We start from the raw sequence: 22,264 nt of genomic DNA, 5'->3' as shown, positions 1-22,264 counted from the left end.
CCATTCTATGTCACCTTTCAAAGGCCAAACCGGCCTCAAACGCATCCTCAATGCCACCGGTTACTCGCTGGATGGCCTGCGCGCCGCCTTCACCGGTGAAGCGGCCTTTCGGCAACTGGTGTTGCTCAACGTTATCCTGATACCGATTTCGTTCTTCTTGAACGTCAGCCGCGTCGAACAGGCGCTGCTGATCGCCGTCTGCCTGTTGGCGCTGATCGTCGAACTGCTGAACTCGGCGGTGGAAGCCGCCATCGATCGCATTTCCCTCGAACTGCACCCGCTGTCCAAAAACGCCAAGGACATGGGCAGCGCAGCTCAATTCGTGGCGTTGAGCATGATCGCGCTGGTCTGGGCAGTCATCCTGCTTTAAGCGATGTTTGGCAGAACGATCTCGTCGCTGCGCTGAACCCCCTCGGTGAACGCGCGGCACAGCTCGAGGAATTCGCGCATCGCCGACGTCTGATATTTCTGTTTGTGCCAGATGAAATAAAACTGCCGCGCCAGGTCCAGGTCCGGTGTCTCCACGGGCACCAGGCTGCCACGACGGAACGCATCGCGCAGTGCCAGGCGCGAAATGCAACCGATCCCCAATCCCGACTCCACGGCGCGCTTGATCGCTTCGGTGTGTTCCAGTTCGAGCCGGATATTCAGCGCACTGCGATGGTGACGCATGGCCTGGTCAAAGGTCAGCCGTGTGCCAGAGCCTTGTTCTCGCAGAATCCAGGCCTCGTGGGTCAGTTCTTCCATGGTCGCGGTGCCGCGTTTGGCCAGTGGATGCTGAGGCGCGCAAAACACCACCAGTTCATCCTCGACCCAACTCTGCACTTCGATGTCGGGATGACTGCAATCGCCTTCGATTAGACCCAGATCAATTTCATAGTGGGCAACTTGTTGCACGATATTGGCAGTGTTTTGCACGTGCAGCTTCACCTGGCTTTCCGGGTGGCGCTGCATGAAGCTGCCGATCAGCAGGGTGGCCAGGTAATTGCCGATGGTCAGGGTCGCGCCGACCGCCAGCGAGCCGAACCCGGACTTGCCGTTGAGCAGGTCTTCAATTTCCTTGGACTGATCGAGCAATGCCACGGCCTGTGGCAGCAACTGTTTGCCGAGGGCGTTGAGGCTCAAGCGTTTGCCAGCGCGGTCAAACAACTGGCAGCTGGACTGGCGCTCCAGTTCGGTGATCGAGGTGCTCGCCGCCGATTGTGAGAGGTTGAGCAAGCCCGCAGCACGGGATACGCTTTCCTGCTGGGCGACGGCGACGAAAACTTGAAGTTGACGGAGAGTAAATCGCATATCGATATAACCGATAACCCTTATCTTAATAATCCATTTAACAGATATTGTCTCTGCCTTTAGAATGCGATGCAATTGCGCATATCACTGGCGCAGGCAAAATCTCCAGGAGTCCCACGTACATGAGCAACATGAACCACGAGCGTGTCCTCAGTGTTCATCACTGGAACGACACTCTGTTCAGCTTCAAGTGCACCCGCGATCCGGGCCTGCGCTTCGAGAACGGTCAGTTCGTGATGATCGGCCTGCAACAGCCCAACGGCCGCCCGCTTATGCGCGCTTACTCGATTGCCAGCCCGAACTGGGAAGAGCATCTCGAGTTCTTCAGCATCAAGGTGCCTGATGGCCCGCTGACTTCCCAGTTGCAGCATCTGAAGGAAGGCGACGAGATCATCATCAGCAAGAAGCCTACCGGCACACTGGTGCTGGATGACTTGAAGCCTGGCAAACATTTGTACCTGCTCAGCACCGGTACCGGTCTGGCGCCATTCATGAGCGTCATCCAGGACCCGGAAACCTACGAGCGTTTCGAAAAAGTGATCCTGTGCCACGGCGTGCGTTACGTCAACGAAGTCGCTTACCGCGAGTTCATCACCGAGCACTTGCCGCAGAACGAGTTCTTCGGTGAGGCGCTGCGTGACAAGTTGATCTACTACCCGACCGTGACCCGCGAGCCGTTCGAGAACGAAGGCCGCCTGACCGACCTGATGCGCAGCGGCAAGCTGTTCAGCGACATCGGCCTGCCACCGATCAACCCGCAGGACGACCGCGCCATGCTGTGCGGTAGCCCGAGCATGCTCGACGAGACCAGCGAAGTGTTGAACAGCTTCGGCCTGAAAGTTTCGCCGCGGATGCGCGAGCCGGGTGATTACCTGATCGAGCGTGCATTCGTCGAGAAGTAAGCAAACGCATCACTAAAAAGCCCCATTGCCCTTGCAGGCAGTGGGGCTTTGTTATGCCCGACGCAATCCCTGTAGGAGCACGGCTTGCCGGCGATGGCGTCCTTGAGTTCGCCATCGCGAGCAAGCTTTGCTCCTACAAGTCAGGTACAGGGATGACTTCGAGAACGCGGATAACCCCTGCTTCGGGGTAATGCCAGCGCACATCCAGGTCCCAGAACTGTGCGCCGTATTCCCGTTCGGGCGTCGGCGTCTGGTAGGCCGGCCGTGGATCTTGGGCCAGGCACTGTTCGATCAGCGCCACCAGGGGCTCTTCAAGGCGCTGAGCATGCGCGTGAGCCTGATGCAGCGCTGCATCCGTCCACTGCACGGGGATCAATTGCGGCGCGGCGCTGGCGATGCTGTTGGAGGCGCTGTCGATGATGTCGGCGTAAGGCACGTAGGGTTTGATGTCGAGAATCGGCGTGCCGTCCAACAGATCGATACCGGATATCCACAGGCGATTGGCTTCGACCTTGTCCAGCTTCACTACGGATTGACCAATGCCATTGGGCCGATGCGTGGCTCGGGTGGCGAACACGCCCATGGATTTGTTGCCGCCCAGACGCGGCGGGCGGACTTTCAGGCGTGGCTTTTCTTCCAGCGCCTGATGGAACACAAACAGCAGCCAAACGTGACTGACCTGTTCCAGGCCCTGTACCGCATCCCCCTGATCAAACGGCGCGACAAGCTCCAGAACACCGCGAGCGGCTGGGGCCAGTTGCGGTTGGCGCGGGATAGCGAACTTCTCCTTGAAGCAGGAGCGCACGAAGCCGATGGGGGAAACGCTGTAGGTCATGGTCTGGGTCGAGGCGGGGTGAGGGTGGGCATGATAACCCGAGCGGCCACGGGATCGTTGGTGCCTGTCAGTCCGCCATCGCGGGCAAGCCACGCTCCCACAGGGTTCTCGGGCGTATACACATTTTGTGTACGGCATAAAACCTGTGGGAGCGTGGCTTGCCCGCGATAGCCGCACAGCCGATCTAGAGGCTAAACCCACCATCCAACGGAATGATATTCCCCGTCATGTACGCCCCCGCCGTGCTCGCCAGGCTGATCGCCAGCGCCGCCATCTCTTCCTCCCGGCCCCAACGCTTCATCGGAATCATCGCGGTATCCTGCGCCAGCGCCTGTTCATCGCTGCCAATATGCTGCGTCATCTTGCTCGGAAAGCGCCCCGGCGCGATCACGTTGACGTTGATGTGCTGGCTCACCAGTTCCCGGGCCAGAATCCGCGACAGTTGGTGTAGGGCCGCTTTACTCGGGCCGTAGGCATAAGCTTGTTCACCAAAGGAAGAAATCGCGGCCACCGAGCCGATGTTGATAATCCGTGCCGGATTGGCGGCGGAGCCTGCCTTGCGTAACAGTGGCAAGAACTGCTGAATGCAGTTGAACACCGAGGTCACGTTGAGTTGCATGACCTTTTCCCAGCCTTTGACGGGGTAGCTTTCCAGTGGTGCGCCCCAGGTCGTCCCAGCGTTGTTCACCAGGATGTCCAGATGGGTGATCTGTTCACCCAGTTGCGTGGCCAACTGAAGCACGCCTTCTTCGGTGGCCAGGTTGGCCGCAATCGCGTGGCAACGACCGAGCACACTCAATTCATCCGCCGTTTGCTGGCAGGCTTCGGCGTCCCGGGCGCAGACATACACCGTCGCCCCAGCCTCGACGTAAGCCTTGGCGATCATTTTGCCGATACCACGGGTGCCGCCGGTTACAAGGGCGGTGCGACCTTGAAGGGAAAAGTACGGGTGCATGGCAAATCCTGAGCGCTTAAGGGTGACTACACCCTAGTCGTCAGCCGCGTTAAGCGGAGCCACTATTTTTGCCGGGAATGAGGATCTATACAGCGTGGCCTGCAACGGCCTCTGTAGGAGCACAGCTTGCTGGCGATGGCGTTTTGAAGATCGCCATCGCCAGCAAGCTGTGCTCCTACAGGGATGGGCGCTTACTGCGGGCGAACGCGCAGGGTCAGGCCCTTGAGGAAGTTGCGCAGCAACTGGTCGCCACAGGTGCGGTAGTTGGTGTGGCCGAACTTGCGGAACAACGCGCTCAACTCCGGCTTGGACACCGGAAACTCGGCGGCCTTCAGGATCGCGTGCATGTCGTCTTCTTTCAGTTCGAACGCCACGCGCAGTTTCTTGAGGATGATGTTGTTGGTCACCGGCACTTCGATTGGCTGCGGTGGACGGCTTTCGTCCTTGCCGCGCTTGAAGATCACCAGGCCATCAAGGAAGTGCGCCATGACTTCATCCGGGCAACGCACGAAGCCTTCCTCGTCTTCCTCTTTTTTGTCGAGGTAAGTCAACAGGTCTTCCATGGACACGTCCATGCCGCCGAGTTTGATGATCTCGATGACTTTCTTGTCGCTGATGTCCAGCATGTAGCGAACGCTGCGCAGTACGTCGTTATGAATCATGGTGTGCAATCCTGATATTCGGCAGTGGGTACCGCTTCAAACAGCGGTACCGAAATGTGTGGCGGCGCGAGAAGTCTTAGAACTTCTCTTTGCCGGACAGGTAGCGCCATTGCCCCAACGGCACTTTGCCGATGGACACGCCACCTATGCGGATGCGGCGGATGGCAACGACCTTCAAGCCTACGGCCTGGCAGAACAGGGCGATCACGCCCGGTTGCGGGTTCTTCATGGCAAAGCGCAGGCGATTTTCGTTCTGCCAGCTGGCTTTGACGGGCGGCAGCTCCTTGCCTTTGTAGGTCAGACCGTGGTTCAGGCGGTTGAGGCCGTGAGCCACCATGTCGCCTTCAACCTCGACCACATACTCTTGCTCGATCTTGCTGGCATCGGCGGTGAGTTTGCGCAGGATCTTCCAGTCCTGGGTGAACACCAGCAGCCCGCTGGCGTTGGCCTGCAAGTCGGTGCTGGCGGTCAGGCGCAGGAAGTGGCCCTTGAGCGCACGTTTGCTGAAGCGGTGCTCTTCGCTCAGGGTCTCGGCGCTCAGGGTGGCCATGGCGGTGTCCGCGTCCATGCCCACGGGTACGTTCAACAGGATAGTCACCGGTTCCGGTGCGGTGGCCTTGGCCTCTGGGTCGAGTTCGACTTTTTGCGTGTCGACCTTGAACTGCGGCTCGTCGATGACTTCACCGTCCACGGTCACCCAGCCGCCCTCGATGAACAGCTCAGCCTCCCGACGGGAACAGCCGACGAGTTCGATGAGGCGTTTGGAGAGACGAATCGGGTCAGTCATGACAGGGCCGTAACAAAAAAGGGGTGGGCATTGTACCTGCCTGGCGCCGGTTAATCCCGGCTCCATTTCAGTGCTGGGGCTTTTTGTGGGAGCTGGCTTGCCTGCGATGGCATCAGCCGGGTCTAACTGACCTGCCGCGTCGCCTGCATCGCAGGCAAGCCAGCTCCCACATTTGATCTATGTTGTGTCAGCCATTACGCGTCAGTTGTTGCGCCTGGCGCAGGCGCATATGCAACAGCGGATAAGGCTGCTTCATGCCGTCAAACTCGGAGCGACCGATCACCTCGAAGCCTTGTTTGAGGTAAAACCCCAGCGCTTGCGGGTTCTGTTCGTTGACGTCCAGTTCATCGGCATTCAGGTGTTCCATGGCATAGCGTAGCAACTGTTTGCCCAGACCCTGGCCGCGATGCGCCGGATCGATAAAGAGCATTTCGATCTTGCCGGCTGCCACCCCGGCGAACCCGGTGATGCGCTGGCGTGAGTCTTTGGTGCAAATCAGCATCACCGCATCGAGGTAGCGGGTCAGCACCAGATCTTTCAACAACAGGATGTAACTGTCTGGCAGAAAGTCATGGGTGGCGCGTACCGAGGCCTCCCAGACCCGGGTGAGTTCTTTGTAGTCACTCTGTTTCGGTGTGAGGATGACCGAATGATGGCGCATGGCCGGATGCCTTATGTGCGTGGAGGGTGCGAGTCCTTTCTCCCACAAAACGATAGACGTAAAAAAGCCCCGCATCTCGTCAAGAGAGCGGGGCTTTGCGTATTTTTTGCGTTTAGATCTGTTCAGCCCACAAGTCGTATTCGTCAGCGTCGGTCACTTTGCACCAGACTTTGTCGCCTGGCTTGAGGTTGCTGCCGTTATCGATGAACACGTTGCCGTCGATTTCCGGGGCATCGAAGAAGCAGCGGCCAACCGCGCCTTGCTCGTCGACTTCGTCGACCAGCACTTCGATTTCGCGGCCGATGCGCATTTGCAGGCGCGCCGAGCTGATCGCTTGTTGGTGCGCCATGAAGCGGTCCCAACGGTCCTGCTTGACGTCGTCCGGAACGATGTCCAGGTCCAGGTCATTGGCGGGCGCACCTTCAACCGGCGAGTACTGGAAGCAGCCGACGCGGTCGAGCTGAGCTTCGGTCAGCCAGTTCAACAGGTACTGGAAGTCTTCTTCGGTTTCGCCAGGGAAGCCGACGATGAAGGTCGAACGGATGATCAGGTCCGGGCAGATCTCGCGCCAGTTCTTGATGCGCGCCAAGGTCTTGTCTTCGAACGCCGGGCGTTTCATCGACTTCAACACTTTCGGGCTGGCGTGCTGGAACGGGATGTCCAGGTACGGCAGAATTTTGCCGGCGGCCATCAATGGAATCAGCTCGTCGACGTGCGGGTACGGGTAAACGTAGTGCAGGCGAACCCAGACGCCCAGCGTGCTCAGGGCTTCGCAGAGTTCGGTCATGCGGGTTTTCACCGGCGCGCCGTTCCAGAAACCGGTGCGGTACTTGACGTCGACGCCATAGGCGCTGGTGTCTTGAGAGATCACCAGCAGCTCTTTGACGCCGGCCTTGACCAGGCGCTGGGCTTCGTCGAGCACGTCACCGACCGGACGGCTGACCAGTTTGCCGCGCATCGAGGGGATGATGCAGAAGCTGCAGCTGTGGTTGCAGCCTTCGGAAATCTTCAGGTAGGCGTAGTGGCGCGGGGTCAGTTTGATCCCTTGTGGCGGTACCAGGTCGATCAACGGGTTGTGGTCCTGGCGCGGCGGCACGACGTCGTGCACGGCGTTGACCACTTGCTCGTACTGCTGCGGACCGGTCACGGCCAGCACGCTCGGGTGCACGTTACGAATGTTGCCTTCTTCGACGCCCATGCAGCCGGTCACGATGACCTTGCCGTTTTCCTTGATGGCTTCGCCGATCACTTCCAGCGATTCTGCCTTGGCCGAGTCGATGAAACCGCAGGTGTTGACCACCACGACGTCAGCGTCCTGATAGGTGGACACAACGTCATAGCCTTCCATGCGCAGCTGGGTAAGGATGCGCTCGGAGTCGACCAGTGCTTTGGGGCAACCCAGGGATACGAAGCCAACCTTTGGATTGGCCGGCGCAGGAGTGGTGGACATGTCTAACCTCGGTATTTGGGACGCCTCCAGCCGAAGACGGCAAGGCGACAGACGGGCGCTTGGTGCGCCTCTGGTCAAAAAGTGCGCAATTCTAGCGATGAGTCGCTCACTTGACCAGCTTTATGCAGGGAAATACGACGAGTGCTGCGCTATGCTTCGCGCCGTTAGGCTTTACCGAATTTTTACAGTCAACAAAACGTCTGTAACGTGAAGTAAAACAGCGCATGCTGCACGACAAAGCATAGTGCTTCTTTAAAAGAAGCCGGGTCTGGGAATCAGGAGTGGTGGATGGGTCAGGCAAGTAGTCAGGTGGCGGGCGCCGAGCATTCGGCGGCGAAGCCGATCGGCATGCTGGTCGCGGCGGTCGGAGTGGTTTACGGCGATATCGGCACAAGCCCGCTGTACACCCTCAAAGAAGTGTTTTCCGGTGGCTATGGCGTGCCGGTCAACCATGACGGCGTGTTGGGGATTCTGGCGCTGATCTTCTGGTCGCTGATCTGGGTCGTTTCGATCAAGTACATGATGTTTGTCCTGCGTGCCGACAACCAGGGCGAAGGCGGGATCATGGCCTTGACCGCACTGGCCCGACGGGCGGCGGCGGGGCACCCGAAGTTGCGCACCTTGCTGGTGGTCTGCGGGTTGATCGGTGCGGCGCTGTTCTACGGCGACAGCATGATCACCCCGGCGATTTCCGTGCTCTCGGCCATCGAAGGCCTGGGGCTGGCGTTTGATGGCATCGACCATTGGGTGGTGCCGCTGTCGCTGATCGTGCTGGTCGCACTGTTCCTGATCCAGAGCCACGGTACTGCGCGCATCGGCATTCTGTTCGGGCCGATCATGGTCACCTGGTTTGTGGTCCTGGGCGCGCTGGGTGTCTACGGCATCATTCAGCACCCGGAAGTGTTGCAAGCGATGAACCCGGTCTGGGGCGTGCGTTTCTTCACCCAGCATCCGGGCATGGGCGTGGCGATCCTCGGCGCGGTCGTGCTGGCACTGACGGGTGCCGAAGCCCTTTACGCCGACATGGGCCACTTCGGTCGCAAGCCGATTGCCCGTGCCTGGTTCATCCTCGTGCTACCGGCGCTGGTGCTGAACTACTTCGGCCAAGGCGCGCTGTTGCTGGGTGATCCGGAAGCCGCGCGTAACCCGTTCTATCTGTTGGCACCGAGTTGGGCGTTGATCCCGTTGGTGGGCTTGTCGACTCTGGCCACGGTCATTGCGTCCCAAGCGGTCATTTCCGGGGCGTTCTCCCTGACCCGCCAGGCGATCCAGCTCGGCTACATTCCGCGCATGCACATTCGCCACACCTCCAGCGCCGAACAAGGCCAGATCTACATCGGCGCGGTGAACTGGGCGTTGATGGTCGGCGTGGTGCTGTTGGTCTTGGGTTTCGAATCCTCCGGTGCCCTGGCCTCGGCCTACGGCGTGGCGGTGACCGGCACGATGCTGATGACCAGCATCCTGGTGTCGGCAGTGATACTGCTGTTGTGGAAATGGCCTCCGGTCCTCGCGGTGCCTGTGTTGCTCGGCTTCATACTGGTGGACGGTGTGTACTTTGCCGCCAACGTTCCGAAAATCATTCAGGGCGGGGCCTTCCCGGTGATCGCCGGTATCGCGCTGTTCGTGCTGATGACTACCTGGAAACGCGGCAAGCAATTGCTGGTGGAGCGTATGGACGAAGGCGGGCTGCCCCTGCCGATTTTCATCAGCAGTATCGCCGTGCAACCGCCACATCGCGTGCAAGGCACCGCCGTGTTCCTGACCGCTCGCCCGGACGCCGTGCCACACGCGCTGTTGCACAACCTGCTGCATAACCAGGTGCTGCACGAGCAAGTGGTGCTGCTGACCGTGGTCTACGAAGACATCCCGCGCGTACCGCCGACCCGACGCTTCGAAGTCGATTCCTACGGAGAAGGGTTCTTCCGGGTGATCCTGCACTTTGGCTTCGTCGACGAACCGGACGTGCCGCAAGCGCTGAAACTGTGTCACCTCGACGACCTGGACTTCAGCCCGATGCGCACCACGTATTTCCTCAGCCGCGAGACGGTGATTGCCTCCAAGCTCGAAGGCATGGCGCGCTGGCGGGAAGGGTTGTTCGCCTTTATGTTGAAAAATGCCAATGGCAATTTGCGCTTCTTCAATCTGCCGTTGAACCGGGTGATTGAGTTGGGTACTCAGGTCGAGATGTAAGCCCGAACAAAAAGCCCCCGTTGCCGTGAAGGTGGCGGGGGTTTTTTGTGTCCGAACACATAACTTGAAGACGACGGAAACTCAATGTGGGAGCGGGCTTGCTCGCGAAGGCGGTGTGTCAGTCACTGTATGTATTGACTGATACACCGCCTTCGCGAGCAAGCCCGCTCCCACATTTGATTTGCGGTGTTACGTGCCTGGGGCAGTTCTTCTTCGGATTCGGTCTTTGTCCGGGCTGGTCGTGGCGTCAGGACTTTCAACACATCATCAATTACGGCCTTACCCATCGCCGTCAGGTAATGCGCGGCCCAGGCGTGGCGGTCGGTGTCTTTTGCGTAGGCGGCATCCTCGGCGAATGATTTGCCGAGGAAGAGGAGGTCGGAGGCTTGGGCCAATGCTTCGACGATGGGGACGCCGGCGCGGACGTTGAATAGCGCTTGATCGGAGCAGTAAATGAGGGGGGTGAAGCCGATGGTTTTTAATTCTGAAATCGCGGAAGCATCAATTTTAGTCATGTCTATTCCCTAAGCTTGAGGAGCTGCCACGTTCGTTTCCAAGCGAATGGGTGGCAGCTGTGCGCAGGTTGGAAAACCGGGAGCCTAGGAAACCGGCACGTCCGAAGACGTCCCACGCACAGCCACCATGACACAAGATTGCAGCCGTGAAGGTCTGCGGTCATGTTGGGCACGTTGTTGCTATTCGCTCGTCGGGTTTCCAATCCCGATCGCTGAATGGTCAGCGACGTCCGGAGACTACCCCGTCGAAGAAAAGCGCAACAAGGCATCAAAGTGCCCAAACGTACGATTCGGAGTTTGCCTACAAGGTCTGCGGGCGTCATCCGATATTGCGACACCAGAAGTAAACGAAACTAAACACGGCAAAGTGTTTACACGTCCTTAGGCTCACTTTTTCTCAGGATGAAAAACACCGGATGAGAAATTCGCGTTTTTTGCAGCTTGCTGTATGTCTAATTCAACGCAATACTCTGCGTAGAACTGTGTGTTCAAATTTGCATGATTGTGTAGAGAGGTGAGTATGACGGCATTACTGGAGCGTGCTGACCAAGCGATTTCGGTGACTGCGATGGTCCGGGGGTTCAGTGCGAGGCTAAAGGAGATTTCCAGCCGAGCCACCGAACGACTGGTCATTTTCAAAGACAACCAACCCGCAGCGGTCATTATCAATGTCGATGCGTATCAGGAAATGCTCGACGAGCTTGAGGACCTTCGGATTGAAGTCGCGGCTCGAGAGCGACTGATCGGTTTTGATCAGGCCAAGGCTGTAAGCCACGACGATATGCGGGCGCGGTACGCCAAGAAAGACTAAAGGAGCTATGGATGGTTTGGGGCGTTATCTATCATCCGGAGGTTCAGAAGGATCTGGATCTGCTGGGAGCTGTGGCGGCGAACCGCATTCTTGATGTAATCGAAGAGCGGATTATCAATGGTGAGCCGGACAAGAGCGGCAAGCCCCTAAGAGCCAGTCTTGCAGGCTGCAGACGGATCCGGACAGGCGACACGCGGATCGTATATCGAGTCGAGGGCAAGGCCATTCAGGTATTGATCGTCGCAGTCGGGGCCCGGCGTGACGAAGAGGTTTATGACGCCGCAGAGCGTCGCTTATAAGTAGGAAGCCCCCGTTGCCGTGAAGGTAGCGGGGGCTTTTTTGTGCCCGATGATTTTGAATTTACTGACCACCCCTGTGGGAGCGAACTTGCTCGCGATAGCGGTCTGTCAGTCGACATCAATGGTGACTGCTCGTCCGTCATCGCGAGCAAGCTCGCTTGTACACAGGGGGCGGCAGTGTTACTTGCTTTCAGGCAGTTCGTCATCAGATTGGTCTTTGCCCGGGCCGGTCGCGAGGTCAGGATCTATCGAACGGTGTTGACGGCTCGATTTTTCCAATGAAAAAAGTGTCCACGTTTTATGGAATGTGGACACTTGGACTTTCTAGCTTGATGAAGAGTCAAGACATTTTGCTTTTGTGCAAGATGGCCAGCCTGCACCTAAGCAGAAAGCTTTTTAGGACGAGACAGTACATGTAAAAAAGCCCCCGCAACCAAACAGCTGCGGGGGCTTTTTCGTGGCGACGCTCAGATCACTCCTGCGTCGCCGCCTCTTCCTTGGCCTGACGCTTGACGATGATGTCCACCAGGCGCTGGGCCAGCGCCGGGTAGTTCTCGTCGAAGTGGTGGCCGCCAGGCAGTTTGATCGCTTCACCCACGGCGCTCTTGTCGGTGCAGCCGCTTTCGTCGACTTCTTCTTCACCGTAGATGCACACCACTTTTTCCGGTGGCAGCTTGGCCATTTCCGGGCCGGTGGCGGCTTCTTTGCCGGCGTTGCCGAGCCAGCCTTCGACTTCGATTTCGAAGCTGCCGGTGCGGGCGAAGGCCAAGAGGATGATGGCGTCGACGCGTTGCTGTTCCGATTCGGCCAGGCGGTTGTAGATTGCCGGCAGCACATCAGCGCCGAACGAATAACCGGTCAGGATGAAGCGTTTGGTGCCCCATTTCTGCCGGTAGTGCTGCATCAGTTCGGCGAGGTCCAGGGCGCTTTGCTCCGGGCTCTTGTGTTGCCAGTAGTAGCGCAGGGTATCGATGCCGACCACCGGGTAACCGATCTTGGCCATTTCGCCCGCGACATCACGGTCCAGGTCGCGCCAACCGCCGTCACCGGAGAGGAACAGGGTGACGGTGTCCTTGGCTTGACCGGCTGGCACTTCGACCACTGGAATTTGCAGGCCGCCGGCGGCTTTGTCGCCACCCACGAGGATTTTGCGCAGTTCGTTGTTCAGCACTTGCGGCAGGTTGATGTCGTAGTCGCTGATGCTGGTTTCGGCGTTGGGTTGGTCGCGCACGAAGCCGGCACTGGTGTCGTCCGGGTTATCGTTCCACGCCACCAGCCAGTGGCCATGGGCAGCACTTTTTGGCAGCAGGTGCGTGCAGCCTGGTTTTTCCAGCGCCAGGTCGACGGAAACGGCCTGGGCCAGGTCATTCTTCTGCTCGGACAACCAGCGCCAGGCCAGCACGGCGCCAGGGCCGATGCCGCTGACCAGGGTTGCCGGGCCTTTGAGTTCGCGCAGGCCCGATTGCAGGGCGCGGCTTTGCAGCAGGCAGTCTTTAGGCAGGATCACTTGAACAATCTGCGCCGAACCGGAACGGCTCAGGGTCATCAGTTGTTGGTCGCTGAGCTTCTGGTCTTCATTGACCGCTACCAGCACCTGAGCCTTCGGCGTGGTGCCGGGAATCACGCGGGTCATCACCGCGCCATTGGCGGGCGTCAGCTGTTCGAGCGTCGGTGCCGGTGCCGGGCGTTTCAGGTACCAGTAGCCGCCACCGACAATCAGGGCCAGCACTACCAGTGTGGCCAGTACGTACCGCAAGGAGCGTTGAATCATCAGCGTTTCACCAATCCAGTCAAGCCGCCCGCAATCAGGGCAGCAGTATCGGCCAGGGCAACCAGCGGATCGAGTCCGGCGGGCACGGCCATATAACGGGGTTCCCAGTCAGGCTGGAACTTGTCTTTGAAGCGGCGCAAGCCTTGGAAGTTGTAGAGCTGCTCACCACGGCGGAATACCATCGAGCCCAGACGCTGGGTCAGGGGGGCGCCACGACGGGGTTGCAACCCCGACAACGGCACCATGCCCAGGCTGAAACGCGCGTATCCATGATTTTTATAATGTTGTATCAGGCCGACCATCATGAACTCCATGGTCAGCTTGGGGGCGTCCGGGTGCGCGCGCATCAGGTCGAGACTGGCCAGGTCATGGCCGTATGTTTCGAGCAGGTTGGCGAACGCGACCGGGCGACCTTCAAAACGGATCACCGCAATGCGGAAGTGCTTGAGGTAATCATCACTGAAGCGGCCCAGGGAGAAGCCTTTCTCGCGGACATTCTTGCCGGTCAGCCAGGCATCGGAAATCACCTTGAGCTCATCCATCGGCGCCTGGCCCGGCTCATGGATTTCCAGTGACAGACCATCACGAGTGCCACGGTTCCAGGTGTAGCGCAGGTCTTTCATCTCTTTGCCCTTGGCTTCGAGATCAAAGCGATGCAGATCGACCCGGGCTTCTTCGCCGAGCTTGATCGCAGTCAAGCCGATGTCCATGTAGTACGGCAGGTTCTCGGCACGCACTTGATAGAACACAGGACGGGCGTGATGGACGTCGCAGAGGTCGCGGAACTGCCAGATCATTTCCGCCCGTTGTTGCGTCGGGCCGATTGGGTCGTACAACGCCACCAGGCTGCGCCCACGGCGTGCGTACATCAGAAACGCCTCGTCGTTAGGGTGGAACAGCAGCGCCTTGTCACCGGTCAAGGCCAGGCCCCCATCCGGCTGGGCGGACGCCATGAGGATCTTGTGCGCGCGCTCCAGTTCATCGGGCGCCGGCAAATGGATGACCGGGCGGGCGGTGCGCAGCAACCATGTCAGCGATACCACCACCAGCAACACTGCGGCGCCCAGCAACGAGCGCAAGCCACGCGGCGCATCGGCATCAAGGGTGAACTGCCACCAGAGTTGATGGCTGTACGGAACGTCTTGATACGCAAACAGCAGCAACCAGATCGAGGCACCCAGAACGCACAGGCTAGACACCAGATACAGCGGCGAAAACGGCAGTTCGGTGAGGCGGCTCGGGCGATAGAACGAGCGGCGGAATACCCCCAGCAGGCTGGCAATGAGGGTCATCAGGCAGGCTTCTTCCCAGTCAAACCCCTTGAGCAGGGAGAGCAGGGCGCCGACCAGCAGCAAAATGGTGGTCAGCATCCAGGCTGCAGACAGGCGCCGACGCAGCCCTTGAGCCAGCAGCAGGCACAGCACGCCGATCAGGCTGGCACCGAAGTGCGAGGCATCGACCAGGCGATGCGGGATCAGAAAGCCGATGTGTTCCAGGCGGGTGTCGATTTCCGGGGTCACGCCGGAAAACAGCAACACCACACCGGAAAGAAACACCAGTACCGCCAGAATCGGTGCCGCTAGGCCGGACGCCGCGCGCAGGGACTGGCGCGTCTGAAACAGGCGCTGGCCTTCGTTGATAAGCAAGAATACGCAGGCCACCAGCAAGGGCAAAATCACATAAATCAGCCGATACAACAGCAGGGCGGCCGCCAGTGGTGCGGCGCCGAGGGTGTCGGCGAACGCGGCCAGCAGGATCGCTTCGAATACACCGACGCCGCCCGGCACGTGGCTGAGCACGCCTGCGGCCAATGCCAGCAAGTACACCAGCAGGAAGGCGCCGAAGGGCGGTGCCTCTGGCAGCAACAGATAAAGCACGGTCGCGGCGGCAGCCACGTCCAGGGCGGTAATGATCAGTTGCAGGAAAGTCAGGCGGCGCCCGGGCAGGCGCAAGGTGCGGCGGCCGACTTTGACCAACAGGTTGTCCGACGAAGGTTGATCCGGCAGGCGACGGCGGTAGATGCCGATGGCCAGCACGCTGAAGAGCAGCAGAACCGCCGCAGCGATCGCGCCGAGCAATGTTTCGGATAGACCCAGGGCTGCAGAGGCGGCAGGCAGGTCGCTGAGGGTTGCCAGCGCGGCCAGTGGCGGCAGGGCGCACCCGAGCGACAGGCTGGCAAACAGTGTCATGTGGGCGACTTCAGAAGCCCCCAGGCCATGACGTGCATATAAGCGGTAACGAACCGAGCCCCCCGAAAGCATCGACAGGCCAATGGCGTTACCGATGGCGAATGCAGTGAAACCGCCGAGTGCCAGGATTCGCGGCGCCAGCGTCACCCCCGCATAGCGGCTGGCCGACCACTCGTAACCCAGCAATATGATGAAACCAACGACGGTCGCACCCAATGCGCCCAGCAGCGCCGGTTTCGGTACTTCCAGGATCGAGTCGTGCAAAGCGTACAGATCAAGTTCGCTCAACAGGTGGCGGCAGGCAATCAGCGCGATCGCGAACAGCAGCAGAGTAACCGCCAGGCCAATGGGCTGACGATACTTGCTGACCAGATCAAGCAGGTGCAAACGCCCGGCCTTGATCGGTTGTGTCGCTGTGACGGTGTCCTGTGGATCAGACGAGTTGGCGCGCATCAATCACCTCTTGGATTGTGCGCGACAGGATGGAGGTATCGAGCCAAGTTACCAATCCCTGTAGAAAAAAATAATCACGAATATTAACGCCTCTCACCGGGTTCCGGCGATGGCGCATCATGCGTCGTAGAGGGGCTGCCTGCGTTCCAGCATAGTCTGAACTGGGCAGTTTGATGATCCCCGACGCTTCACGACACTGTGACAGATCATTGTTGCGAAAGGACTTTTTCGGCGGATACAAAAAAGGCCACTCTTTCGAGTAGCCTTTTTTGATGTTTGGTTGCGGGAGCCGGATTTGAACCGACGACCTTCGGGTTATGAGCCCGACGAGCTACCAGACTGCTCCATCCCGCGTCTGTGTGGCGGCATTCTACAGGCGAACGGCGAGGTGTCAACCGTTAATCCCAAGAAGGGTTAAATAAGTATAGAAGAGCGGCGAACGGTCGCAGGGGAGAGCTAAGTTTCGGAATCAGAACGATTTCTCATTTTGGGCAGCATCAGCCTAAATGTCCCTACATTCGCCCTGACTACCGCTAGGAGTACAAAACGAGCAGGCACAAAAAAGGCCACTCTTTCGAGTAGCCTTTTTTGATGTTTGGTTGCGGGAGCCGGATTTGAACCGACGACCTTCGGGTTATGAGCCCGACGAGCTACCAGACTGCTCCATCCCGCGTCTGTGTGTCGGCATTCTACAGAGGATCGCCGGGGTGTCAACCTGCAATTCCGGAAAAACCTCTTCCTGTTCAACCGCTTAGCTTGAAAATGGGGTTGGGCGATCGTCTGTAAGGCAGGCGTGGCAAGGCTTTCAGCTCTATTGGCGGGTTGCGTTCGATTGATAAAATAAATGCAAAGCGCACTTTCCTACGCATGGAAAAGAACATTCAGACTACTGGTGCTATATACAGGTGTCAGTGAGATACTGCTTATCCGACTGGCCAACGTCCCATTTCTTCGTCATGAACGCCGCTTTTATATGACTCAGCGAAAAATCATCCACGTCGATTGTGACTGCTTCTATGCCGCCATCGAGATGCGTGACGACCCGCGCCTGGCCGGTAAACCGTTGGCAGTGGGTGGTTCGGCGGATCGGCGGGGAGTCATCGCGACCTGTAACTATGAAGCGCGGGCCTATGGCGTACGTTCGGCCATGTCGTCCGGGCATGCGTTAAAGCTGTGTCCGGACCTGACCATCGTCAAGCCACGCATGGACGCTTATAGAGAGGCGTCGAAGGAAATTCACACGATCTTTCGCGATTACACCGACATGATCGAGCCGCTGTCCCTCGATGAGGCTTACCTTGACGTATCGGACAGTGCGCATTTTGGGGGCAGCGCCACGCGTATCGCTCAGGACATCCGTCGCAGGGTGTCCAATCAATTGCATATCACCGTGTCGGCGGGCGTGGCGCCGAACAAATTTCTGGCCAAGATCGCCAGTGACTGGAAAAAGCCCAACGGCTTGTTCGTCATTACGCCAGATCAAGTGGAAGACTTTGTCAGCGGTTTGCCAGTGAGCAAGCTGCACGGTGTGGGTAAGGTCACTGCTGATAAATTGGGCCGGCTGGGCATCGTCGATTGCTCGCAGTTGCGCGAGTGGGACAAATTGGCGCTTGTGCGCGAATTCGGCAGTTTTGGTGAACGACTTTGGAGCCTGGCCCGTGGGATCGATGAGCGTTTGGTCCATAACGACAGTCGTCGGCAGTCGATCAGTGTCGAAAATACCTATGACGTGGATCTGCCGGATTTGGTGAGCTGCCTGGATAAATTGCCCGAGTTGCTGGAAACCCTGGCGGGACGTATGGCGCGGATCGACAGCAGTTATCGGCCGGGCAAGCCATTCGTCAAAGTGAAATTCCATGACTTTACCCAGACCACGCTGGAACAGGCCGGGGCAGGGCGGGACTTGGGTAGTTATCAGTTGTTGCTGACCCAGGCGTTCAATCGCGGCGGGAAACCGGTGCGGTTGTTGGGGGTTGGGGTCAGGCTGGAGGATTTGCGCGGTGGGTTTGAGCAGATGGAGTTGTTTGAGCGGTAGTTCTGCCGTGAACTCAAGGGGCTCATCGCGGGCAAGCCCGCGATGCTTCTGCTTTTAGTTCAGTCCCGGATTCGCAACCAGGCGCCCTGCATTGCGGTTCAACGACTTGAGGAACTCGGCCTGCAACTCAGGATCGTTGCGGGTCAGCTCGATCAGGCTTTGTTCCAGTTCGCTGGCTTCTTCTTCCAGGCCCAGGTCCGACAGACGCTTGACCCGGTGTACCCACTGGCTCACTTCGTCGTCTTCGAGGTCCTCGTAAATCAGCTCGTGGGCCTCAAGCAATTTGCCGCGCAATGAACTGCTGACCGCCAAGGATGAATTGGTGCGCACATCACCCTGGCCATCTTCGACACTGATCAACAATCGGGTCAGATGGTTGATGTCATGCTCGGCGAACGGGCTGTCCAGCAGATTCAGGCGCAAAACGCCGTTTTTGTCGGTGCTCAGTTCGAACGTTTCCTTGCCGGCCTTGACCTGCACCGGGCGCTCGCTCCATGGCAGGCTCGAGTATTCGGTGCGCTTATCGCGCTGGACTTCGTCGATGCCGGCCAGGTTTTGCTGTGCACGACCGTGCGATTGCACGTTCATGAACGGGTTGAGCCCGGCGAAACCATAGCTCAGCCAATCCTTGGTCATGCTGTCCGGCAAGTTACCGAGGGCGAACACATTGACGACATTCGCCCCGACACCGGCTACGACGGCCACCGCGCCCAGCGGGATCTCATACACCTCCCGCCAGGGTTGATAAGGCGTGTAGCGATCATAGTGGCGCGTGACTTCGAACTCGGTGACTTCGAACGTCTTCTGCTCGTGAATTTTCACCCGACGTTGCGGCAGATCCAGCACCTTCGGCTCGCCGACATCGATCTGCAGGCTGTGATCGAGCAATTTGCGCTCGACACGCTCCTCGTTCTCGCTACGTTGCGACATGTGATTGGCGCAGCCGCTGACCAGCAGGGTACCGCACAGGGCGGCACCACCGAGGCCTAAGGTGTTTCGCTTGAACATGACTTCTCTATCTGGTGTCAGCGGCGGATACGGGCCTGGAGGAAAGACAACACGTCATCGACCGGCAGCGCTTGCGCTTCAGGTTCGGTGCGGCTCTTGTATTCCAGATTGCCTTCGGCAAGGCCGCGGTCACTGACCACGATCCGGTGAGGGATGCCGATCAGCTCCATGTCCGCGAACTTGATGCCCGGGCTGGTTTTCTTGTCGCGGTCGTCCAGCAGTACTTCGAAACCGGCTGCAGTCAGTTCTGCATAGAGCTTGTCGGTGGCTTCACGAACCTGTTCGGTTTCGTAGCGCAATGGCACCAGGGCAACCTGGAAGGGCGCAAGCGTGTCGCTCCAGATGATGCCGTTGGCGTCGTTGTTCTGCTCGATGGCGGCAGCCACCACGCGGGAAACGCCGATGCCGTAGCAGCCCATTTCCAGGGTGACCGGCTTGCCGTTCTCGCCCAGCACTTCGCACTTCATCGCCTTGCTGTACTTGTTGCCCAGCTGGAAGATGTGCCCGACTTCGATGCCACGCTTGATTTCCAGCGTGCCCTTGCCATCCGGGCTTGGGTCGCCAGCTACTACGTTGCGCAGGTCGGCAACGGTCGGAACTGGCAGATCGCGCTCCCAGTTCACGCCGAAGTAGTGCTTGTCGTCGATGTTCGCGCCGATGCCGAAGTCGCTCATCAGCTCAACCGAACGGTCGATGATGATCGGCAGTGGCAGGTTCAGCGGGCCGAGGGAGCCGGCGCCAGCGCCAATGGCGTCGCGCAGTTCTGCGTCGGTGGCCATGACCAGCGGGCTGGCAACGCCAGGTTGCTGGGCAGCCTTGATCTCGTTGAGCTCGTGGTCACCGCGAATGACCAGGGCGATCAGCTTGCCTTCTTCTTCGGCGCGCACAATCAGGGTCTTGATGGTTTTTTCAATCGGCAGATTGAATTTTTCCACCAGCGCGGCGATGGTCTTGGTGTCTGGCGTGTCGACCAGACGCAGCTCTTCGGCGGGGGCTGGACGGGAAGTTTCCCGTGGCACCGCTTCGGCTTTCTCGATGTTCGCTGCGTAGTCGGAACCGTTGCTGAAGACGATGTCGTCCTCGCCTGATTCGGCCAGTACGTGGAACTCATGGGAGCCGGCGCCGCCGATGGAGCCGTTGTCGGCTTCTACAGGGCGGAATCTCAGACCCAGACGGGTGAACACATTGCAGTACGCCTGGTGCATGCGGTCGTAGGTGACTTGCAGCGAAGCCTGGTCAGCGTGGAACGAATAGGCGTCCTTCATGATGAACTCACGACCGCGCATCAAACCGAAGCGTGGACGGATTTCATCACGGAATTTGGTCTGGATCTGATACAGGTTGATCGGTAGCTGTTTGTAGCTGCTCAATTCGTTGCGCATCAGGTCGGTGATGACTTCTTCGTGGGTCGGGCCCGCGCAGAAATCACGACCGTGGCGATCCTTGAAGCGCAGCAATTCAGGGCCGTACTCTTCCCAGCGACCGGATTCCTGCCACAGCTCAGCCGGTTGTGTGCTCGGCATCAACACTTCGAGAGAGCCCGCAGCGTTCATTTCTTCACGAACGACGGCTTCGACCTTGCGCATCACTCGCAAGCCCATCGGCAGCCAGGTGTACAGGCCCGAGGCGAGTTTGCGGATCATGCCGGCGCGCAGCATCAGCTGATGGCTGATCACGACCGCGTCGGAAGGCGTTTCTTTCTGTGTGGCGAGCAAAAATTGACTGGTGCGCATGGTTGGCCGTTGTCGGTTGCTGATGACGAGAAATGACGGAGCATTGTACGGGCGAGATCCGCTGGCGTACAGGCGTGCGGTCGGTGGGGTGGCAGGAGGGCGGGAATCACACCGCCCCTTGCGACGCTTCCTACGATTCTTCCACGATCTGGCTCGGAACCGGCTCCGGCGTTGGTGTCGGACCTGCACGACGGCTCTCCTGGAACCAGTGCAAGGCAATCAACAGCAGGGTCGGAACGCCGAGCAAGGCGGTAATCAAGAAGAAATTGTGATAGCCGAACTTCTCGACCATGACCCCTGAGTAACCGCCGATCAGGCGTGGCAACAGCAGCATGATCGAGCTGAGCAGGGCGTATTGTGTGGCGGAAAACTTGAGGTTGGTCAGGCTCGACAGGTAAGCGACGAACGCGGAAGTCGCCAGGCCGGAACTGAAGTTGTCCAGGGAAATGGTGAGGATCAGCATGTTCAGGTTGGCGCCCATGTCGGCGAGCATCAGGAACAGGATGTTTGTCGCCGCGGACGCAACGCCGCCGATGAACAGGATCGGCAAAATGCCGAAACGTACGATCAGCAGGCCGCCCATGCCGGCACCGACCAGCGTCATGATCAAGCCAAAGATTTTACTGACGCTGGCAATCTGGTCCTTGGTGAACCCCATGTCGATGTAAAACACGTTGGCCATCACACCCATGACCGTATCGGACATCCGGTACGTGGCGATCAGCCCCAATAGCAGGAGGGCTTGCCAGCGGTAACGCGAAATGAAGTCGTTGATGGGGGTCAGTACGGGCGCCAGGCCGCGGCGGCCCATGGACGACAGGCAAAGCAGCGTTAGCGTGGTGTAGAGGATTGCCCGCAGGAATGCACGGTCATCGAGCAGCAGGTCGAGCAGACTCACGCCTTCGAACAGCACGCTGGCGAAGTCGGTGTAATAGAACTGAGTGAACATCGCGGGAACGGACACCAGCAACACGATCAGTACAAACACCGATGCCAGTTGATGCACGAATTTGTAGCGCCCGGCCTGAAGCTGAGTGCGCAGCGGCACAGGTGGTTCGCGCATGAACAGCGAGGTGATCAATGCCGGAACCATCAGGGCGCCGAACAGCAAGTAGGTGCCGGCCCAGGCTGAATGCTGATAATTGAAACCGGTGGAACCGAAGCCCTCGGCGAAGAACAGTGCACCGGCGGTCGCTAGCAACGCGGCGATCCGATAGCCTGACATATAACTGGCGGCAAGCGCTGCCTGACGGCTGTCTTCGGCAATTTCCAGGCGATAGGCATCTACAGCAATGTCTTGTGTCGCCGAGGCGAAGGCAACGACCACTGCGATAGCGATCAACCAGGACAAATGCTTTTGTGGGTCACAGAAGCCCATGCCGATCAGGCCAAGGATCACCAGCGCCTGGGACAACACCAGCCACGAGCGTCGTCGACCCAGTTTGCCGAGAAATGGCAGGCGCCATTGGTCGAGCAGCGGGGACCAGACCCATTTAAAGGCGTAGGCCAGGCCTATCAGGCTTGCATAGCCGATGGTTTCGCGGGCAACTCCGGCCTCGCGAAGCCAGACGGAAAGCGTCGAAAACACCAGCATGTAGGGCAGGCCGGCGGCGAAACCAAGCAGCAACAACACGAGCGTCGAAGGGCTGGCATAGGCGGCGAGCGCGGCGCGCCAGGTTTTACGGGGCATGGGCTGGAGTCTGCCTCAAGAATTA

18 protein-coding genes, 2 tRNA genes and 1 pseudogene are annotated in these 22,264 nt (G+C 59.0%); 6 read left to right on the top strand and 15 right to left on the bottom strand.

Annotation, left to right across the window (positions count from 1 at the left end; all coding sequences use genetic code 11):
• Window positions 1–7: 7 nt before the first annotated feature.
• On the top strand, window positions 8–370 hold the full coding sequence (locus tag C7534_RS30060) for a diacylglycerol kinase (protein ID WP_109788011.1): 363 nt from the start codon (window positions 8–10) through the stop codon (window positions 368–370).
• On the opposite strand, the gene C7534_RS30055 is transcribed toward C7534_RS30060, so the two are convergent.
• Complete coding sequence (locus C7534_RS30055; RefSeq protein WP_046029261.1) at window positions 367–1,293, bottom strand: LysR family transcriptional regulator; 927 nt, start codon at window positions 1,291–1,293, stop codon at window positions 367–369. The two genes, C7534_RS30060 and C7534_RS30055, sit on opposite strands and share 4 nt — an antisense overlap.
• A 122-nt stretch (window positions 1,294–1,415) precedes the next feature.
• Between C7534_RS30055 and fpr the strand changes: the two genes are divergently transcribed.
• Entirely contained in the window at window positions 1,416–2,195 is a 780-nt protein-coding gene (gene fpr / locus C7534_RS30050; protein WP_003443014.1) for a ferredoxin-NADP reductase, read from the top strand.
• Window positions 2,196–2,328: 133 nt separating this feature from the next.
• On the opposite strand, the gene tsaA is transcribed toward fpr, so the two are convergent.
• The 6 genes from tsaA to rimO all read right to left on the bottom strand — a co-directional run bounded on the left by tsaA (window position 2,329) and on the right by rimO (window position 7,545).
• Window positions 2,329–3,030: a tRNA (N6-threonylcarbamoyladenosine(37)-N6)-methyltransferase TrmO gene (gene tsaA / locus C7534_RS30045; protein ID WP_109788010.1), complete on the bottom strand. Its 702-nt coding sequence runs from the start codon at window positions 3,028–3,030 to the stop codon at window positions 2,329–2,331.
• A gap of 184 nt (window positions 3,031–3,214) precedes the next feature.
• Window positions 3,215–3,985 carry an SDR family oxidoreductase gene (locus C7534_RS30040; protein ID WP_109788009.1) on the bottom strand — a complete coding sequence of 257 codons (771 nt, stop codon included), beginning with the start codon at window positions 3,983–3,985 and terminating at the stop codon, window positions 3,215–3,217.
• Window positions 3,986–4,176: 191 nt separating this feature from the next.
• Window positions 4,177–4,647, bottom strand: a complete 471-nt coding sequence (locus C7534_RS30035; RefSeq protein ID WP_008010137.1) for a DUF1456 family protein — start codon at window positions 4,645–4,647, stop codon at window positions 4,177–4,179.
• A gap of 76 nt (window positions 4,648–4,723) precedes the next feature.
• On the bottom strand, window positions 4,724–5,434 hold the full coding sequence (locus tag C7534_RS30030) for an rRNA pseudouridine synthase (protein ID WP_077430783.1): 711 nt from the start codon (window positions 5,432–5,434) through the stop codon (window positions 4,724–4,726).
• A 187-nt stretch (window positions 5,435–5,621) separates the two neighbouring features.
• Complete coding sequence (locus C7534_RS30025) at window positions 5,622–6,095, bottom strand: GNAT family N-acetyltransferase (RefSeq protein WP_046029271.1); 474 nt, start codon at window positions 6,093–6,095, stop codon at window positions 5,622–5,624.
• Window positions 6,096–6,207: 112 nt separating this feature from the next.
• The gene (gene rimO, locus C7534_RS30020) at window positions 6,208–7,545 is read right to left on the bottom strand and encodes a 30S ribosomal protein S12 methylthiotransferase RimO (RefSeq protein WP_046029273.1); all 1,338 of its coding nucleotides are present in this window, start codon (window positions 7,543–7,545) and stop codon (window positions 6,208–6,210) included.
• 288 nt (window positions 7,546–7,833) lie between these two features.
• Between rimO and C7534_RS30010 the strand changes: the two genes are divergently transcribed.
• Window positions 7,834–9,735 (top strand): potassium transporter Kup, encoded by a 1,902-nt coding sequence (locus C7534_RS30010; RefSeq protein WP_109788007.1) that lies wholly within the window; start codon window positions 7,834–7,836, stop codon window positions 9,733–9,735.
• Window positions 9,736–9,926: 191 nt separating this feature from the next.
• Here C7534_RS30010 and C7534_RS30000 read toward each other — a convergent pair.
• A pseudogene (locus tag C7534_RS30000) lies at window positions 9,927–10,250 on the bottom strand (DUF3077 domain-containing protein); the annotation flags it as partial.
• Between the two features lie 520 nt (window positions 10,251–10,770).
• Between C7534_RS30000 and C7534_RS29995 the strand changes: the two are divergent.
• Both C7534_RS29995 and C7534_RS29990 read left to right on the top strand, forming a co-directional pair.
• Window positions 10,771–11,061 (top strand): Phd-YefM, encoded by a 291-nt coding sequence (locus C7534_RS29995; RefSeq protein ID WP_109788006.1) that lies wholly within the window; start codon window positions 10,771–10,773, stop codon window positions 11,059–11,061.
• An 11-nt stretch (window positions 11,062–11,072) separates the two neighbouring features.
• The gene (locus tag C7534_RS29990) at window positions 11,073–11,360 is read left to right on the top strand and encodes a type II toxin-antitoxin system RelE family toxin (protein WP_109788005.1); all 288 of its coding nucleotides are present in this window, start codon (window positions 11,073–11,075) and stop codon (window positions 11,358–11,360) included.
• A gap of 472 nt (window positions 11,361–11,832) precedes the next feature.
• On the opposite strand, the gene C7534_RS29975 is transcribed toward C7534_RS29990, so the two are convergent.
• The 4 genes from C7534_RS29975 to C7534_RS29960 form a co-directional block, all read right to left on the bottom strand.
• Window positions 11,833–13,131, bottom strand: coding sequence for a virulence factor family protein (locus C7534_RS29975; RefSeq protein WP_109788003.1), 1,299 nt, complete (start codon window positions 13,129–13,131; stop codon window positions 11,833–11,835).
• A complete protein-coding gene (gene mprF / locus C7534_RS29970) occupies window positions 13,131–15,773 on the bottom strand; it encodes a bifunctional lysylphosphatidylglycerol flippase/synthetase MprF (RefSeq protein WP_046029286.1) in 2,643 nt (880 codons plus the stop codon). Before mprF ends, C7534_RS29975 begins: the two co-directional genes overlap by 1 nt.
• A gap of 277 nt (window positions 15,774–16,050) precedes the next feature.
• Window positions 16,051–16,127, bottom strand: a tRNA-Met gene (locus C7534_RS29965).
• A 242-nt stretch (window positions 16,128–16,369) separates the two neighbouring features.
• Window positions 16,370–16,446: transfer RNA gene (locus C7534_RS29960), tRNA-Met, on the bottom strand.
• Between the two features lie 300 nt (window positions 16,447–16,746).
• Here C7534_RS29960 and dinB point away from each other — a divergent pair.
• Window positions 16,747–17,808, top strand: coding sequence for a DNA polymerase IV (gene dinB / locus C7534_RS29955; RefSeq protein WP_109788002.1), 1,062 nt, complete (start codon window positions 16,747–16,749; stop codon window positions 17,806–17,808).
• Between the two features lie 54 nt (window positions 17,809–17,862).
• On the opposite strand, the gene C7534_RS29950 is transcribed toward dinB, so the two are convergent.
• From C7534_RS29950 to C7534_RS29940, 3 genes are all read right to left on the bottom strand, one after another.
• Window positions 17,863–18,816, bottom strand: coding sequence for a hypothetical protein (locus tag C7534_RS29950; protein ID WP_109788001.1), 954 nt, complete (start codon window positions 18,814–18,816; stop codon window positions 17,863–17,865).
• Window positions 18,817–18,833: 17 nt separating this feature from the next.
• Window positions 18,834–20,549, bottom strand: coding sequence for a proline--tRNA ligase (locus tag C7534_RS29945; RefSeq protein WP_109788000.1), 1,716 nt, complete (start codon window positions 20,547–20,549; stop codon window positions 18,834–18,836).
• Window positions 20,550–20,679: 130 nt separating this feature from the next.
• Window positions 20,680–22,239: an AmpG family muropeptide MFS transporter gene (locus C7534_RS29940; protein WP_046029290.1), complete on the bottom strand. Its 1,560-nt coding sequence runs from the start codon at window positions 22,237–22,239 to the stop codon at window positions 20,680–20,682.
• Window positions 22,240–22,264: the final 25 nt, after the last annotated feature.

It is taken from the genome of Pseudomonas sp. OV226, assembly GCF_003148705.1.
In the GTDB taxonomy this organism is placed as follows: Bacteria; Pseudomonadota; Gammaproteobacteria; order Pseudomonadales; family Pseudomonadaceae; genus Aquipseudomonas.
The sequence above is the reverse complement of the archived record's forward strand: the minus strand, read 5'-3'. Positions and strand labels throughout refer to the sequence as shown.